General features: G+C 67.5%; 13 protein-coding genes. 4 read left to right on the top strand and 9 right to left on the bottom strand.

All coding sequences use genetic code 11. The features are described 5' to 3' along the window. Positions 1-32: 32 nt before the first annotated feature. Together JWP90_RS02795 and JWP90_RS02790 are read left to right on the top strand one after the other, a co-directional pair. Positions 33-1109, top strand: a complete 1077-nt coding sequence (locus JWP90_RS02795) for a MoxR family ATPase (RefSeq protein WP_297359343.1) — start codon at positions 33-35, stop codon at positions 1107-1109. Further along, positions 1110-2417 (top strand): DUF58 domain-containing protein, encoded by a 1308-nt coding sequence (locus JWP90_RS02790; RefSeq protein WP_297359342.1) that lies wholly within the window; start codon positions 1110-1112, stop codon positions 2415-2417. A 199-nt stretch (positions 2418-2616) separates the two neighbouring features. Here the strand turns inward: JWP90_RS02790 and JWP90_RS02785 are convergent, their stop codons facing one another. The 3 genes from JWP90_RS02785 to JWP90_RS02775 all read right to left on the bottom strand — a co-directional run bounded on the left by JWP90_RS02785 (position 2617) and on the right by JWP90_RS02775 (position 5744). Beyond that, positions 2617-4080, bottom strand: a complete 1464-nt coding sequence (locus JWP90_RS02785) for a catalase (protein ID WP_297359341.1) — start codon at positions 4078-4080, stop codon at positions 2617-2619. A 78-nt stretch (positions 4081-4158) separates the two neighbouring features. Continuing rightward, positions 4159-4596, bottom strand: a complete 438-nt coding sequence (locus JWP90_RS02780; protein ID WP_297359339.1) for a Fur family transcriptional regulator — start codon at positions 4594-4596, stop codon at positions 4159-4161. Between the two features lie 152 nt (positions 4597-4748). Then, positions 4749-5744: a stage II sporulation protein M gene (locus tag JWP90_RS02775; RefSeq protein WP_297359338.1), complete on the bottom strand. Its 996-nt coding sequence runs from the start codon at positions 5742-5744 to the stop codon at positions 4749-4751. A gap of 17 nt (positions 5745-5761) precedes the next feature. On the opposite strand from JWP90_RS02775, the gene JWP90_RS02770 reads away from it, so the two are divergent. Continuing rightward, complete coding sequence (locus tag JWP90_RS02770) at positions 5762-6610, top strand: RDD family protein (protein ID WP_297359337.1); 849 nt, start codon at positions 5762-5764, stop codon at positions 6608-6610. Between the two features lie 117 nt (positions 6611-6727). On the opposite strand, the gene ahcY is transcribed toward JWP90_RS02770, so the two are convergent. Together ahcY and JWP90_RS02760 are read right to left on the bottom strand one after the other, a co-directional pair. After that, positions 6728-8218, bottom strand: coding sequence for an adenosylhomocysteinase (gene ahcY / locus JWP90_RS02765; RefSeq protein WP_297359336.1), 1491 nt, complete (start codon positions 8216-8218; stop codon positions 6728-6730). A 59-nt stretch (positions 8219-8277) separates the two neighbouring features. Continuing rightward, the gene (locus tag JWP90_RS02760; RefSeq protein ID WP_297359335.1) at positions 8278-8499 is read right to left on the bottom strand and encodes a DUF3499 family protein; all 222 of its coding nucleotides are present in this window, start codon (positions 8497-8499) and stop codon (positions 8278-8280) included. Between the two features lie 74 nt (positions 8500-8573). Between JWP90_RS02760 and JWP90_RS02755 the strand changes: the two genes are divergently transcribed. Next, the gene (locus JWP90_RS02755; protein WP_297359334.1) at positions 8574-9014 is read left to right on the top strand and encodes a metallopeptidase family protein; all 441 of its coding nucleotides are present in this window, start codon (positions 8574-8576) and stop codon (positions 9012-9014) included. A 23-nt stretch (positions 9015-9037) separates the two neighbouring features. On the opposite strand, the gene JWP90_RS02750 is transcribed toward JWP90_RS02755, so the two are convergent. The 4 genes from JWP90_RS02750 to galE form a co-directional block, all read right to left on the bottom strand. Then, a complete protein-coding gene (locus JWP90_RS02750) occupies positions 9038-10444 on the bottom strand; it encodes a DUF5719 family protein (RefSeq protein ID WP_297359332.1) in 1407 nt (468 codons plus the stop codon). Beyond that, the gene (locus tag JWP90_RS02745) at positions 10434-13523 is read right to left on the bottom strand and encodes a glycosyltransferase family 2 protein (protein WP_297359331.1); all 3090 of its coding nucleotides are present in this window, start codon (positions 13521-13523) and stop codon (positions 10434-10436) included. Before JWP90_RS02745 ends, JWP90_RS02750 begins: the two co-directional genes overlap by 11 nt. Before the next feature lie 109 nt (positions 13524-13632). Continuing rightward, on the bottom strand, positions 13633-13950 hold the full coding sequence (locus JWP90_RS02740; RefSeq protein WP_297359330.1) for a WhiB family transcriptional regulator: 318 nt from the start codon (positions 13948-13950) through the stop codon (positions 13633-13635). 207 nt (positions 13951-14157) lie between these two features. Beyond that, positions 14158-15138, bottom strand: a complete 981-nt coding sequence (galE, locus tag JWP90_RS02735; protein WP_297359574.1) for a UDP-glucose 4-epimerase GalE — start codon at positions 15136-15138, stop codon at positions 14158-14160. Between the last annotated feature and the right edge of the window lie 15 nt (positions 15139-15153).

Here is a 15153-nt window from a genome sequence, read left to right as displayed (position 1 = left end):
CGAAACCACAACCGAACCGGAAGAATGCGCTCATGACCTCACCGACATCCCACGGCCAGCCGTACCCCCAGGGCACCGCGGCCCCCCAGCCTTCAGCGGCGGGGCGGCCGGACCGGACCCCGGACTCGGGCCGCCCAGTCGAGGTCGAGTCCCCGAGGAACGCTGAACTGCGGGCGAAGCTGGTGCAGGTACGGCGGGAAGTCGGCAAGGCCGTTGTCGGCCAGGAGCCTGCTGTCACCGGGCTGATCATCGCCCTCCTCGCGAAGGGCCACGTTCTGCTGGAAGGTGTGCCAGGCGTAGCGAAGACGCTGCTGGTGCGCACGCTCAGCCAGGCACTCGACCTCGACACGAAACGCGTCCAGTTCACGCCAGACCTGATGCCAGGCGATGTGACCGGTTCGCTCGTCTACGACGCGAAGACCGGTGAGTTCGAGTTCCGCCGCGGTCCGGTGTTCACCAACATCCTGCTCGCCGACGAGATCAACCGGACGCCGCCGAAGACGCAGTCGTCCCTGCTCGAAGCGATGGAGGAACGCCAGGTGTCGACCGACGGCGTCACCCAGCCGCTGCCGGAGCCGTTCGTCGTGGCAGCAACCATGAACCCGATCGAATACGAGGGGACGTACACGCTGCCGGAGGCGCAACTGGACCGGTTCCTGCTGAAGCTCGTCCTCGACATCCCCGAACGGGACCTCGAGGTCGAGGTCCTGCGCCGGCACTCCGCAGGTTTCAACCCCCGCGACCTCGCCGGCGCCGGCGTCACCGCCGTGCTCGGCGCGGCGGATCTCGCCGAGGCGCAGCTCGCCGCCGCCGGCACCGGCGTCAGCCCGGACGTGCTCAGCTATATCGTCGACCTCGCCAGGGCGACGAGGTCGAGCCCGTCGGTTCGGATGGGTGTCAGCCCCCGCGGGACAACCGCGCTGCTGTCGGCCGCCAAGGCGTGGGCGTGGCTCAGCGGCTACTCGTGGGTCACCCCGGACCACGTGCAGGCCATGCTGCTCCCGGTCTGGCGCCACCGGTTGGTGCTTCGCCCGGAGGCGGAGCTCGAGGGCGTCGCCTCGGACTCCATCCTCCGCTCGATTCTGCAGCAGGTGCAGGTGCCGATCTAGATGACCGTTTCGGGGAGATTTGTTGCGCTTGTCGTGCTCGGCATCGTGCCGGTGATCGTGGCAGGCGAGGCCACCGGCGAGCCAGGACTCGTCCTCGCCGGCTGGCTGCTGTTCGCGATCGCGCTCGGGATCCTCGACCTCGCGCTCGCGGCATCCCCCCGCGTGCTGGTGCCGTCGAGGTCGCTGCCTTCCCGAACCCGGCTCGGGGAGACCGTCGCGAGCGACCTCTACCTGGTGAACCCCGGCAGGCGCACTCTGCGCGGTGTGGTCCGCGACGCCTGGCAGCCGTCGGCCGGCGCCTCGATCACCCGAACCAGGGTCACCATCCCGGCCGGGGAACGCCGGCTCGTCACGGTTCCGCTCACGCCGTTCCGGCGAGGGGAACGACGCGTCGAACTGGTGACGGTGCGTTCGTTCGGCCCGCTCGGGCTGTGGGCCAGGCAGGCAACCCTGAAGAGCCCGGGGCGGATCCGGGTGCTCCCTCCGTTTCATGCGCGGAAGCACCTGCCGTCCCGGCTGGCGAGGCTCCGGGAGCTGGACGGGGCGACGAGCGTGATGGTGCGCGGGCAGGGCACCGAATTCGACTCGCTGCGGGAGTATGTCCGCGGCGACGACGTACGCTCGATCGACTGGAGGGCGACCGCGCGCCGCCGTGACGTCGTCGTGCGGACGTGGCGGCCTGAACGAGACCGCCGGGTCATCCTCGTGATCGACACCGCTCGGACATCGGCGGCGAGGATCGCCGATGAGCCGAGGCTCGACACGGCGTTCGAAGCATCCCTGCTGCTCGCCGCCCTGGCCACGCGCGCCGGGGACAGGGTCGATCTCCTCGCTTACGATCGCCGGATGCGTGCACGGGTTCAGGGGGCGACGGGCGCTGACCTGATGGCGAAGATGGTCGATGCCCTCGCAGGGGTCGAATCGGAATTGCTCGAGATGGACTGGGCGGCGGTACCCGGGCTGGTTCGCGGCGTCACGAGCCAGCGGTCGCTCCTTGTCCTCCTCACCTCGGTCGACGCACCGGGGGCATCCACGGCACTGCTGTCGATGCTTCCTCAGCTGACGAAGCGGCACATGGTGGTCGTCGCATCCGTCATCGACCCGGGGACCATCGCGGCGAGCCGGCAACGGGGCAACCGCGACGAGGTGTACCTGGCTGCCGCGGCTGAACGTTCGCTGCTTGACATCACACGGGTGTCGGAGGCGATCCGGCAGATGGGGGCCGAGGTGGTCACCGCTTCGCCGTCCGAACTTCCGCCGGCCCTCGCCGACCGCTATCTCGCCCTCAAGGCGGCCGGGCGGCTGTGACCTTCTCCGCTCCCGCCTCCCACATTCAGCAGATCCTCCGCGACACGCCGTACAGGACGTGCGACACGCCGAGCCTCGGCAAGGATCTCCTGAATGTGAGGGCCGTTGCTGAATTTGAGGTCGCTCGCACGGGCAGACGACGAAGGGCCCGGCCGCACACAGACGTGCGCGAGCCGGACCCTCGGGTGCCGCGAGAAGGCTAGACGGCGGCCCTCATCGCGAGCGCAGCGCCGAGCTTGGCGCCGAGTTCGATGTCGACGTTCGACCAGTAGGCGATCGCCCGTGCACGGATCTCGTCGTTCACCACTGCGCCGACGTGCCCGGTGATCTGGGCGAGCAGGCGAGCCTTCTGGTCGTCGTCCATCACGTCGCGGTAGAGGGTTCCTGCCTGACCGAAGTCGTCATCCTCGGCGTGAAGGGTGGCCGAGGTGTGCAGCAGCTCACCGTCGTTCTGCCATCCGGTCGACTCAGCGGCGCGGGCCGGGTCAGCGTGCGGGCCGCCGAACGAGTTCGGTGCGTACACCGGGCGGTTCGCCGGCGGGAAGTCGATCCGCGCTGCGCCGTCCTTCGAGTAGCTGTTGACCTGCGTCTTCGCCGCGTTCACCGGCAGCTGGGCGTGGTTGACGCCAACGCGGTAGCGCTGGGCGTCTGCGTACGAGAAGATGCGGGCCTGGAGCATCCGGTCGGGGCTGGCCGCGATTCCCGGGACGAAGTTCGCCGGCGAGAACGTCGCCTGCTCGATCTGCGCGAAGTAGTTCTCCGCGTTCCTGTTCAGCGTCATGGTGCCCACCCGGATCAGCGGATAGTCGGCGTGCGGCCAGACCTTGGTGACGTCGAACGGGTTGAACCGGTAGGTCTTCGCCTCTTCGTACGGCATGACCTGCACGGACAGCGTCCACGACGGGAAGTTGCCGTCGGCGATGTTCGTGTACAGGTCGTGCTGGTGGAAGTCGGCGTCCTGGCCGGCGATCTCTGTCGCCTGCTCGGCGCTCAGCACTTCGATGCCCTGGTTCGTCTTGAAGTGGTACTTGACCCAGAAGCGTTCGCCCTCAGCGTTGATCCACTGGTAGGTGTGGCTTCCGAAGCCGTCCATCTTGCGCCATGAGGCGGGAAGACCGCGGTCGCCCATCAGCCAGGTGACCTGGTGGGCGCTCTCGGGAGACTGGCTCCAGAAGTCCCACTGCATGTCGTTGTTGCGCAGGTTCGAACCGGGGAGCCGCTTCTGCGAGTGGATGAAGTCGGGGAACTTGATGCCGTCGCGGATGAAGAACACCGGGGTGTTGTTTCCGACGAGGTCGTAGTTGCCCTCTGATGTGTAGAACTTCAGGGCGAATCCGCGCGGATCGCGCCAGGTGTCTGGAGAACCCTGCTCACCGGCGACCGTCGAGAAACGGGCGAGCATCTCGGTCGTCGTGCCCTGCTGGAACACAGCGGCACGGGTGAACCGGGACACGTCCTCGGTGGTCTCGAATACCCCGAATGCTCCACCACCCTTGGCGTGGACGACGCGTTCCGGCACGCGCTCGCGGTTGAAGTGCGCGAGCTTCTCGGTCAGGTACGTGTCGATCAGCGGGATCGCACCGTCTGCTCCGACGGTCAGCGACTGCGAGTCGGCCGCTACCGGGTTTCCGGTGTTGGTGGTGGTGTACGAGGTATCGGACATGTATCTCCTTGGTGTTAGGGGGGCAGGGTGGGACGGCACCTGGCGGCACGGGCAGCCGGGCGCGAGAAGACGTTGGCGTCAGGTGAGCGGCGCGGCAGCGCAGTCGGGGCAGAGGCCCCAATAGGTCACTTCGGCGGTGGTGAGGGTGAATCCGGATGTGTCCGCCGGCGTCAGACACGGAGCGGAACCGACCGCGCAGTCCACGTCACCGATCGCGCCGCAGCGCGTGCAGACGATGTGGTGGTGGTTGTCGCCGACGCGCAGTTCGTAGCGTGCAGGGGAGCCTGCCGGCTCGATTCGACGCACAAGACCGGCCTCGGTGAGCGCGCCGAGCACCCCGTAAACCGCCTGCAACGACGTGTCGGGAAGTTCAGGGAGCACCGCAGTGAAGACACCGTTCGCATCGGCGTGCGGGCTGCCCTCGAGGGCGCGCAACACGGCAACGCGCTGCTCGGTCGCGCGAAGGCCGGCGGACCGCAGCAGTTCGCGCTCCGAGCCGATCCGTGTCGCTGTCATGCCGCCAGCTTAGCCCCTATCTTGAGTGATTCAAAACTGACCTAATGTCGCTCGCCAACGCTTTCACCGCGGGAGACACCAAAAAGGGCTTTTCGGGAGGACGTTTCGCGCCAACAGACAGCCCTTTTTGGTATCTCCGATCCGAGGGAGGGTCAGTCGGCGTAGATGCGCCTCGCACCGGCCTCGAACGCGGTGAGGTCACCGGTCTCGCCCGCCAGGTACGCGCGGCGCCCGATCACGAGCAGGTAGAAGAGAAACGCTGCAAGAGCGGCGGCGCCGAGCCCGATCTTGACCGGCCATGGCCACGGCTGTGGAGTGACGAACCCCTCGAGGATCCCGGCAACGAGAAGAACGAGGACGAGACCGATCGCAACGGTGAACAGCGCACGGGCGTCTTCGGCGAGCGCTTGCCCGCGCGTTCGGTTGCCTGGCGCAACCCAGGCCCAGAAGATGCGCAGCCCGCCGGCCGCTGCGACGAAGATGGCGGTGAGCTCGAGCATCCCGTGCGGGGCGATGTAGAGGAAGAAGGTGTCCCCGTGGCCGAAGCTGAACAGCACGGCGGCGGTCATGCCGAGGTTCTGGGCGTTCTGCAGCACGACGTACGGCACCCACACGCCCGTGACGCCGAAGGCGATGCACTGGGCGGCGATCCAGGCGTTGTTGGTCCACACCTGCCCGGCGAAGGAGGCTGCCGGGTTCTCGGAGTAGTAATCGACGAAGTCATCCTCGGCGAGCTTTCGCAGCTGCTCGGTACTGCCCAGGTTGGCCAGCACCTGCGGGTCGCCGAGGATCCAAGCCGCCCACAGGCCGGCGACGAGAAACGTCGCGACGGCGACGGCGAGGGTGAGCCACCGCAACCGATAGAGAGCGGCGGGGAGCTGGAGCACGAAGAACCGCGGCAGCTGGCTGAACACATTCGAACCCGCTGACGTGAACCTCAGCCGTGCCTTGGACAAGCTGACGCTCAACCGGTCACCGTGCACCGTCGACCCTGCCGTGGTCTTGATCGCCGACAGTTGCGTGGCTCCCGACTGGTAGCGGTCGATCAGCTCGTCGGCTTCAGCGCCCGACAAAGACCGCTTCGACGCGAGGGTGTCGAGGCGTGCCCACTCTTCCCGGTGGGCGGCGCTGTATGCATCAAGATCCATCTGCTTAGATACTATTCATGGCAGAGCCCGTCGGCACACTCTCGAACATGCCGGACCGATCCGAGCTCCTCACCGGTGAGGCGGTCGCGCTCGACGTCCAGTCGACGAGCTTCGTCCTCCGAGCGGCTGGCGCGATTCTCGACTTCCTCGCCACCGTCGTGCTCGCCGGACTGCTGTTCTGGCTGCTCGTCGTCCTCGCGGGCCAGGGTGTCATCGACCAGTCCGCTGTCGCCGCCTTCTCGACCTCCATCGTCGTGTTCTGTTGCGTTGTCGTGCCGACCGCTGTCGAAACGCTGAGCTCGGGCCGGTCGCTCGGCAAACTCGCGGTCGGCGCGCGGATCGTGCGAGACGACGGCGGAGCTGCCGGATTCCGTCACGCATTCATCCGCGCCCTGACCGCATTCCTCGAGATCTACCTGACGCTCGGCGGCGTCGCTGCACTGACCGGGCTCCTGTCGACTCGGTCAAAACGACTCGGCGACCTCCTCGCCGGAACCTACGCCCAGCAGGAACGCGTTCCCCGGGTCACCGAGCCGGTGTTCGGCATGCCGCCTGCACTCGCCGGGTGGGCGGAGCTGGCTGACGTGGCGCGGATGCCTGACCGCCTCTCACGCCGGATCGCCCAGTTCCTCAAACAGGCACCGAAGCTGACGCCGGCGACGCGCGCGCGGCTTGCGCAGGATCTCACTGCCGAGGCATCCGCCTGGGTGTCTCCGGTGCCGCTGGCCGATCCCGAAACGTTCCTCTACGCGGTCGCTGCTGCGCGACGCGACCGGGAGTATGCCGCGCTCCTGCTCGAGCGTGAACGGCTTGCCCGTGTCCAGCCTGTGCTCACCGGCCGACCGCACGGATTCCCTGACCGGTGACTTCCCGCGACACCCCTCACGTGCGCCACCCCGGCCGCCGGCATCCGCCAGGGACACGCGGGTAACGCACAACGGCGTCACCCGGCCGAAGCCGGGTGACGCCGCGAGCAGGAAGGCTCAGTACCGGTAGTGGTCGACCTTGTACGGGCCGTCGACCGAGACGCCGATGTACGCGGCTTGCTCCTCCGACAGCGTCGTCAGCTCCACGCCGAGGGCGCCGAGGTGCAGGCGGGCGACCTTCTCGTCGAGGTGCTTCGGCAACACGTACACGCCGACCGGGTAGTTCTCACGGTGCGCGAACAGTTCGATCTGCGCGAGGACCTGGTTGGTGAACGAGTTGCTCATGACGAACGACGGATGCCCGGTGGCGTTTCCGAGGTTCATCAGTCGCCCTTCGCTGAGGACGAGGATCGACCGGCCGGTCGGCATACGCCATTCGTGCACCTGCGGTTTGATCTCGACCCGCTCGGCGCCCTCGAGCGATTCGAGTCCTGCCATGTCCACCTCGTTGTCGAAGTGGCCGACGTTCGCGACGATGGCCTGGTGCTTCATCCGGAGCATGTGCTCGGTGGTGATGACGTTGAGGTTGCCCGTGCCGGTGACGAAGATGTCGACCTGCTCGATCACGCTCTCGATCCGGGCGACCTGGTAGCCGTCCATCGCGGCCTGGAGGGCGCAGATCGGGTCCACTTCGGAGACGATCACACGCGCGCCCTGGCCGCGGAGTGCTTCAGCGGCACCCTTTCCGACGTCGCCGTAGCCGACCACGAAGGCGACCTTGCCGCCGATGAGCACATCTGTGGCGCGGTTCAGGCCGTCAGGAAGGGAGTGCCGGATGCCGTACTTGTTGTCGAACTTGCTCTTGGTGACCGAGTCGTTCACGTTGATGGCCGGGAACAGGAGTTCGCCGTTCCGGAAGAGCTCGTAGAGGCGGTGGACGCCCGTCGTGGTCTCCTCGGTGACGCCGAGGAGCTCGGCGCCGATCCGGGTCCAGCGGTCGGGCGACGCCTGGAGCGAGCGGCGGAGAAGGTCGAGGACCACCCGTCCCTCGGTGCTGTCTGCTTCGGTTGTCTCCGGCACGGCGCCGGCCAGCTCGTATTTGCGTCCGTTGTGGACGAGCAGGGTGGCGTCGCCGCCGTCGTCGAGGATCATGTTCGGGCCGGACCAGTCGGCCCCGGCGGCCTGAGCTTCGGCGGTCCAGTCGAAGATCTGCTCGGCGCAGGCCCAGTACTCTTCGAGGGTCTCGCCCTTCCAGGCGAACACGGGCACGCCGGCGGGGGCCTCGACTGTCCCGGTCGGCCCGACCGCGATCGCAGCGGCAGCCTCGTCCTGGGTGGAGAAGATGTTGCAGCTCGCCCAGCGCACCTGGGCGCCCAGGGCGACGAGGGTTTCGATCAACACGGCGGTCTGCACCGTCATGTGCAGCGACCCGGCGATGCGGGCGCCGGCGAGGGGCTTGGATTCGCCGAATTCCTCGCGCAAAGCCATCAGGCCGGGCATCTCGTTCTCGGCCAGGCGGATCTGGTGGCGCCCCGCTTCGGCGAGCGAGAGGTCGCGGACCTGGAACGGAAGCGACGTGGCGGATGCTGCGTGTGAAGTAAGCGTCATGGCCCCATTCTCGCAGACCCACCGGCGTGTTCACCGTACGTCCGAGAGCTCACTCCGGTCTAAGCCGTGTGTCCCATATCCCGGAGAACCTGGTGACGGATGACCTGCCAGCCCTGCGGTGCGCTCATCCGTTCTGCGTGGATCGAGCACAGGTCGTAGGTGTGCGGATCGCGGGACAGCGAAAGCGGGCCGAGAACGGCCATCGAGTCCGCGTAATCGTACGTGAGCGTGGAGACCGCGTCACGGGAGCATCCGACTTTCGAACATGGCCTGTCATACATTCTGCCGACCATACAAGCTCGGGCCTCTTTCTCCCCGGCACCTCGCCGGGACCGGTGGCGAATAGAATGGCATCATGGCCAGACGCACCACCCGGAGCACCAGCTACGCCCGGAGAGCGGTCAGGCATGACCGGCATGGGCGCTCTGAGCGCAGCGCGGCCACAGGCCCGCACCTCGACCCGCTGAAGAACCGCATCGACACATTCGACATGACCGTCGCGGCGGCAGCCGACTTCCTCCGCAGCGCGTGGCCTGACGACCTCGCCAACGTTCGGTACGAGGTCGGTGCCATGCCGCTCGGAATCCTTCCGGACGGCACCGTTCCCCGCTGGTGGACAAGCGCATCCGAGCGCCGCATCGTGCTGTACCGGCTGCCCATTCAGCGGATGAGCAAGCTTCACCGCGACGACGAACTGCACCAGCGCATGATGATCGAAAGCTGCGTCTTCCGGGCTACCGCCGAACTGATCGGCAAGGACCCGTGGGACCTCGGGCCTGACCGCTTCCACTTCTGATTTCGCCCAGGCGGGCGCCTGGATCACCGAGGATAGACGGTGACCGGGGTTGCGAGCGGGTTCGTCGGCTGGATCGCGTAGGCCGAGATTCCCCGGTCGGAGTTGAAGGTCACCTGGGCGTGCGCTCCCCCCACACCGCTGAGGCTGTACGCCATTCCCGCGCTGACCGGAGCGGCGACTGAGGCTCCAGCGGGAACGGTCACCGATGTCGCGGTGCCTCCGCCGTCGGTCAGGGCAACATCGAGATCCGAGCCCGTTGGGTTGGCCAGGTGCAGCGTGGCCCCCTCCCCCGGAGCGACGGCGAGTCCGATGGTGTCGTCAAGGGGTGCGGATGCTCCGAACCAGGCGAAGTCGCTGGACTCGCCGGCGACGGCGGTCGTACGAGAAGACGCGACAAGCGGCATGTCGGAGGAGATGACGACCGAATAGCTGCCAGCCGGCAGTTCGTTGAGGTTGATCTCCTGCACCGCGCCCGGCTGGATGGAGTAGTTCAGCGGCTGGGCCGCTGAGCCCTGTTCGCTGAGGAAGCTGATGTTGACCTGGGCCTGCTCGCTTCCCGGCACGAAGATACGGAGGGCGCTGATGCTGTCGTCGTAGGTCTCACCTGCCGGGGCGGGCGCCGTATCGTCGATGACGACGCCTGGCAGCACCTGGTTCCGTGACGGGAGCGCCGTCGGCAGAGTCAGTTCGATTCCTCCAGGAGTGATGCCCCTTGTGACGCTGTGCTGCAGCGCGGCGACGACCTGGCCGCCGGCCGACTGGACTTGGACCACCGGCGTGCGCACGCCAGGGGCGAAGCTCGCGACGGAAAGGACCCGGTTCTCGCCGGCCGGGACGATGATGCCTTTCGCTCCTGGCGCTTGGATCGCGCCGGTCTCGCCGAAGAAGGACAGGTCGACGACAGCATCCGCACGACTCGGGTTGCTGAGCGAGAGCATCGTCGTCCGGCCGACATCGGTCGAGCCAGCCACCAGCCAGCTCTCAGCACTGGCTTCGCCGCACGCTGTGGCCGCGAAACCGGTGAGGTCATCCAGGTCTGCGGTCTGGGACTGCGCCGCCGAGATCTGCGGACGTTCGCCCGCCTCACTCCCGGTGACGCTGAGAACGGTTGGCGCACCGAACCGGTCGCCGATCACGTTGTCCGGTGCAAGGAGGGCTCTCTGTTCGGGAGCCGAACTGGCGGCGAAAGTCATTGCCGGCTGGTCGAAGCTCGCGGCTGACGCGTCAGTGCCCTGACGCAGCAACGGGCCGGGGCACAGCCGGAACTGGTCCGATGCCTCGGGGGTGACGGTGGTCTGCGGGGCGGCGGCGGCGAGGACCGGCAGTTCTCCTTGGCCGACGGCGAGCGCAGCCCCGAGGAAGATGGCGGTGCCGAGAACACCGGTGAGTACCCGGCCGCTCGTGGCGGCGATGCGGCGCTTATCGGCCATGATTGTCCTGACTTTCCGCCGTGGAGCTGAGTGCCAATGCGTCTGGCCGACGTTCCACAGCGTCGTTCGGATTCCCCGCTGACTCGCCTGTGCGCTCCGCGTTGGAAGCTGCGGCGTGCGCTTCGCGTTCGTCGATTTCATCCGATTCGGATGCGAGCGCCAGTTCGACCGCCCTGTCGGCTTCGGCAGCGGCATTCCGCTCAGCCCTCTCGGCGCGGGTCAATCGCGGGGCAGGTTCTGCCGGACGCCTGCCGATGGTCCGCGGGCGCCCCTCAGCGGCCCGCCGCGACGCCGCCGTCGGGACAGCAAGAAGCAATGCGAACCCGAAGACGATGGCCAGAGTTCCGAGGACGAGAGTCGAGGCGAACGGCACGTCGCCTGTAGCGGCCGGCGGGGTGGTTTCGCCTTCGAACCGCCACAGGGTTCCGCGGTCGGTGGGTCCGACGTGCGCGAAGACGGCGTTGGCGTTGAGCGACACGGCGGCCCGGTTGGCCATCTCCTCGGCGGGTGATGTCGCGTCCTGCCCGATCAGCGACGGCGGTGAGTCCAGCAGAACGAACTGCACGCCGTATTCGGCGACCATCGCACTCGGGTCCGGACCGCCCTGTGAGACGAGGTTGCCTGCGAGCGTCGCCACGTTCTTGTCGTCGCCGGTCAAGGCCGGGTTGGTCGTGATCAGAGTGGACTGGTTGTCGAGGGTGTCTCCGACGCCGCTCACGATCCGGGCGGATATCCCGCCGTCCGGCTGTGGGGTGAGAATAAGCGTTCGCAGCGAGGGGTCGACGGATGCCGCAGCGGCGACGTACGCCGGCAGCGTCCTGCCGTTGCTTGCTGTGATCTGCCCGTTACCCGTCGCGACGCTCGCGGCAATCGGAACCGCCACGACGAGGGAGAGGACTCCGATAACGAGGGCGGGGACGGCCGCAGCGCGGCGGAGGCTGTCGAATCCGACGACGGATGCTCCGACGAGACCGAGCCAGTACAGGCTCAAGCCCGATCCCGGCCAAATCGACACCGGTGAGGAGCCGGTCACCGCAAGGAACAGGTGCGACGCTCCGGCAGCGGTCATGAGACCAAGCAATGCCGTTCCGAGCAGGACGGCCGCTCGAGAGCTGCCAGGAAGGAACAGGGCGAGCAAGGCCATGACGGCGAGCGGGGTGAGGAGAACAGGGACGAGCAGGTGCGCAGGGATGCCTGACAGTCCGAGGGCAGCGGTCATCGCATCCCAGGCAGGGTTGCCAGCAGGCAGGCCCTGGACGAGCTCCCACCCGGTCGGTGATGGGCTCGGCAGCGGGACGCCTGGGTCTGCGAGGAGGTGGATCCAGTTCTGCCCGACCACTCCCTGCTGCCAGACAAGCGGTGCGAACAGCGCGGCACTCGGCACGATGAGCCAGAAAACGCGAGCAAGGTGACGACCGGAGAACGCCAGGGCGACAAGCCAGAGGATCAGGAGCGCCGGCGTCAGCGACGGCGCTGACGCGAGGGTGGCGGCGAGCAGCATGGAGGCAACGGCGGCCGAACCCCACGAGCGGGCCGCAATGCAACCGGTGTAGAACAGCCATGGCAACAGCAGGTGGACCAGGATTCCCGAAACGTGGCCCGAACCCAGAGCGGACAGGAAGGTCGGGGCGACGGTCCAGAGAACCGCGGCGACCAGCCTGTAGCCGCTGCGCTCGGTGAGGCGGGTGGCCGCGAACCAGCCGCCGAGGGTCGCGAGCGGCAGTGCCAGCAGCGTCACGAGCACGAGCACATATGACGGGTTCCAGAAGGTCAGCGTGCCGAGGACGGCGAGCAGGGCGGAGAACGGGTCGGCCGCGCCGGAGAAGCCAAGGCCGATGTCCCGCCAGCCGTACCCGATGTTCTGCCACAGGTCGGGAACGGAAGCGGAGAGGGGGAAAAGGGTGCCTCCTTCAACGCCGGATGCGGCGAGCAGGCGGAAGAACAGGGCGGTTCCGAGAAGAGCGGACGCGAGGACGAGCCACGCGCCTCCTCCGGTGAAGAATCGGAGGTCACTGCGTTCGACCGTGTACACCGCGACGCCGGCATCCCGCCGAAGGCGTCGACGCCTGTGCACTTCTGCGGCGGGAATCCTGAGCGCGGAGAGCGACGACCAGCCGACCTGTTTCGAGCGCTGCAGGTTTCTCCTCGCCCGCATGACACGAACGAGGCTGAAGGTCACCCGGAAGGCTGCGGCGATCTCCGAGCCGACAAGACCGGGCTGCTTGCCGACGACCCGGCGGATTCCCCGCAGTATCCCGAGCGGGAGGAGGGCGAGCCAGTGGAGCCAGACGACGGCGGCCGGCGCGTAGACGAGTCGGCGATACAGTTGAGCGCCGCGGGTCTGGCGTGCCCGCTTGCGCCTGGCGGCTGGGCGATTCGAGCGGCTGGGACCGGCGATGCCCGAACTCCGCGTGAGTACCGTGGCGGAGGGCACGACGGTGACCCGATGCCCGGCGAGCCTCGCCCGCGTGCAGAAGTCGAGGGCGTCGTCGGCGGAACCGAACGCCGGGTCGAAACCGCCGAGCTGCTCCCACACGGTGTGTCGGACAAGCATCCCGGCTGGGGCGACTCCGAGGACGTCGCTGACGGAGTCATGCTGCCCCTGGTCGAGTTCGTCCTCGACGAGGGGAACCGTTGCACCGAACCGGGTCACCGACTCCCCGAGCGAGACGATTGTTGATCCGTCCGCGGCATCTTTGAGCTTGGGACCGGCGATCGCGACGGATGGGGCGACCTCGAGCGCACCGAGCAACCGCTCGAGCGCATCCGGTTCCGGAGCGGTGTCCTGGGCAAGCAGCCAGAGGAATTCGTCGGGACCGGCGGGCTGTCCGACGACCCGGATGCCGGCGGCGAGTGCCTGGCCGAAATGGAGCCGCTCCCCCGATGTCACGATGCGGTCGATGTCGCCCTTCTCGAGCACGAGTGTCGTGGCGGCGGGTGCGCCGCAGGCGACGGCGACGACGACGTCGGGCTGGCGCGACTGCGCCGCGAGGGCGTCGAGGGTGCCCTGAAGGCTGGCGGGGCCGGCAGGGCCGGAGCCGTCATGCACGACAAGGATTGCGGTAACTCGGGGAGACATCGCGTCCAGACTATGTCGGGCGCGGCTCGCGGTCATCGACTGGCTCGGCGTGGCACGATATCGCGTTCACCGGGGCCCTTCGCGGAAGGGGGCCCATGTCCTGCGAAGGCTAAACGGCGCGCTTCTTGAGTTTGCGGCGTTCCCGCTCGGACAGGCCACCCCAGATACCGAACCGCTCGTCGTTCTCGAGCGCGTACTCCAGGCACTGCGTGCGGACCTCGCAACTCGTGCAGATACGCTTCGCGTCTCGGGTGGATCCACCCTTCTCGGGGAAGAACGCCTCCGGATCGGTCTGCGCACACAGGGAGTCCGACTGCCAGGCGAGAGGGTTGTCATCGTCGACAGCCTTGCGCACACCAGGTACGCCCAGCTGGACCGGGTCGATGAACCAGTCATCGGGAACACCAGAGCGATATTCAGGTGACATATCTCTCTCCCCACTTGTTGCCCGTGCGCCACGCGGCGCTAGGGATAATTACACCGGTGTAGTTCGCTCGAGTCAAGTCGCAGATACTAAACCCTCAACCCCCAATGGAGGGTTCACCGCGTGTTTCCCGGCGTGTCGCCCGTTGAAAGAATTTTTCCGTGTGCGCGAGCGCTCCGCGTCCGGGCGTGCCTGGTTCCGACCGTTCGCTCAACCCGCTTCGTTCGAAAGCTTCGCGTCCGAGCGTGCGCGCCACGCTGAGTCCACCATCTCGACCAGCGTGTGTCGCATCCGCCAATCGAGGTCGCGCGCGGCCAGGTCGCCGGACGCGACGATGCGAGCCGGATCCCCCGGCCGGCGGGCGGTCACTTCGGGGGTGAACTCGATCCCGGTCACGCTCCGGACGGCGGCCATGATCTCCCCCACCGAGACGCCGTTCCCTGAACCCAGGTTGTAGACGTGCTCGATGTCGGCGTTCGAATCGAGCCGCCTGGCCGCTGCGACGTGCGACAGCGCAAGGTCGCTTACGTGGATGTAATCACGCACGCACGTGCCGTCGGATGTGGGGTAGTCATTCCCGTTGATGCGGGGGGTGCGCCCGGCCAGAAGCGCGTCGAAGACCAGAGGAAACAGGTTGTGCGGGCTCGTGTCGTACACGTCCGGATATCCGGAGCCGACCACGTTGAAGTAGCGCAGCGAGGTGTGGCGAAGACCTGCCGCCACCTCCAGGTCACGGAGGAGCCATTCGCCGATGAGTTTCGATTCTCCGTACGGAGACTGCGGGTTCTTCGCGGTCGCCTCGGTCACCAGGTCGGTATCCGGGGTGCCGTACACGGCAGCACTCGAAGAAAACACCATGCGGGTGATCTCCAGTTCGGCCATCGCGTCGAGAAGCACGAGCGTTCCCGTGACGTTTTGCGCGTACGTGTGGAGCGGCCGCTCGACCGACACTCCCGCATATTTGAAACCGGCGACGTGCACGACGCCCGTCACCGCATGGTGGCGGAGGGCGGAGAGCACCAACTCCCGATCGAGGATGCTTCCCCGGACGAACGGGACGCCCTCGGGGACGAACCCGGCGTGCCCGCTCGACAGGTCGTCGAGGACGACGACATCGATGCCCTGTTCGGTGAACGCGCGAACGACATGGGCGCCGATGTAACCGGCGCCTCCGGTGACCAGCCAGGTCATGGTGCCTCCTCGATA

Source organism: Mycetocola sp. (assembly GCF_025464835.1).
GTDB lineage: Bacteria > Actinomycetota > Actinomycetes > Actinomycetales > Microbacteriaceae > Mycetocola_A.
The sequence above is the reverse complement of the archived record's forward strand: the minus strand, read 5'-3'. Positions and strand labels throughout refer to the sequence as shown.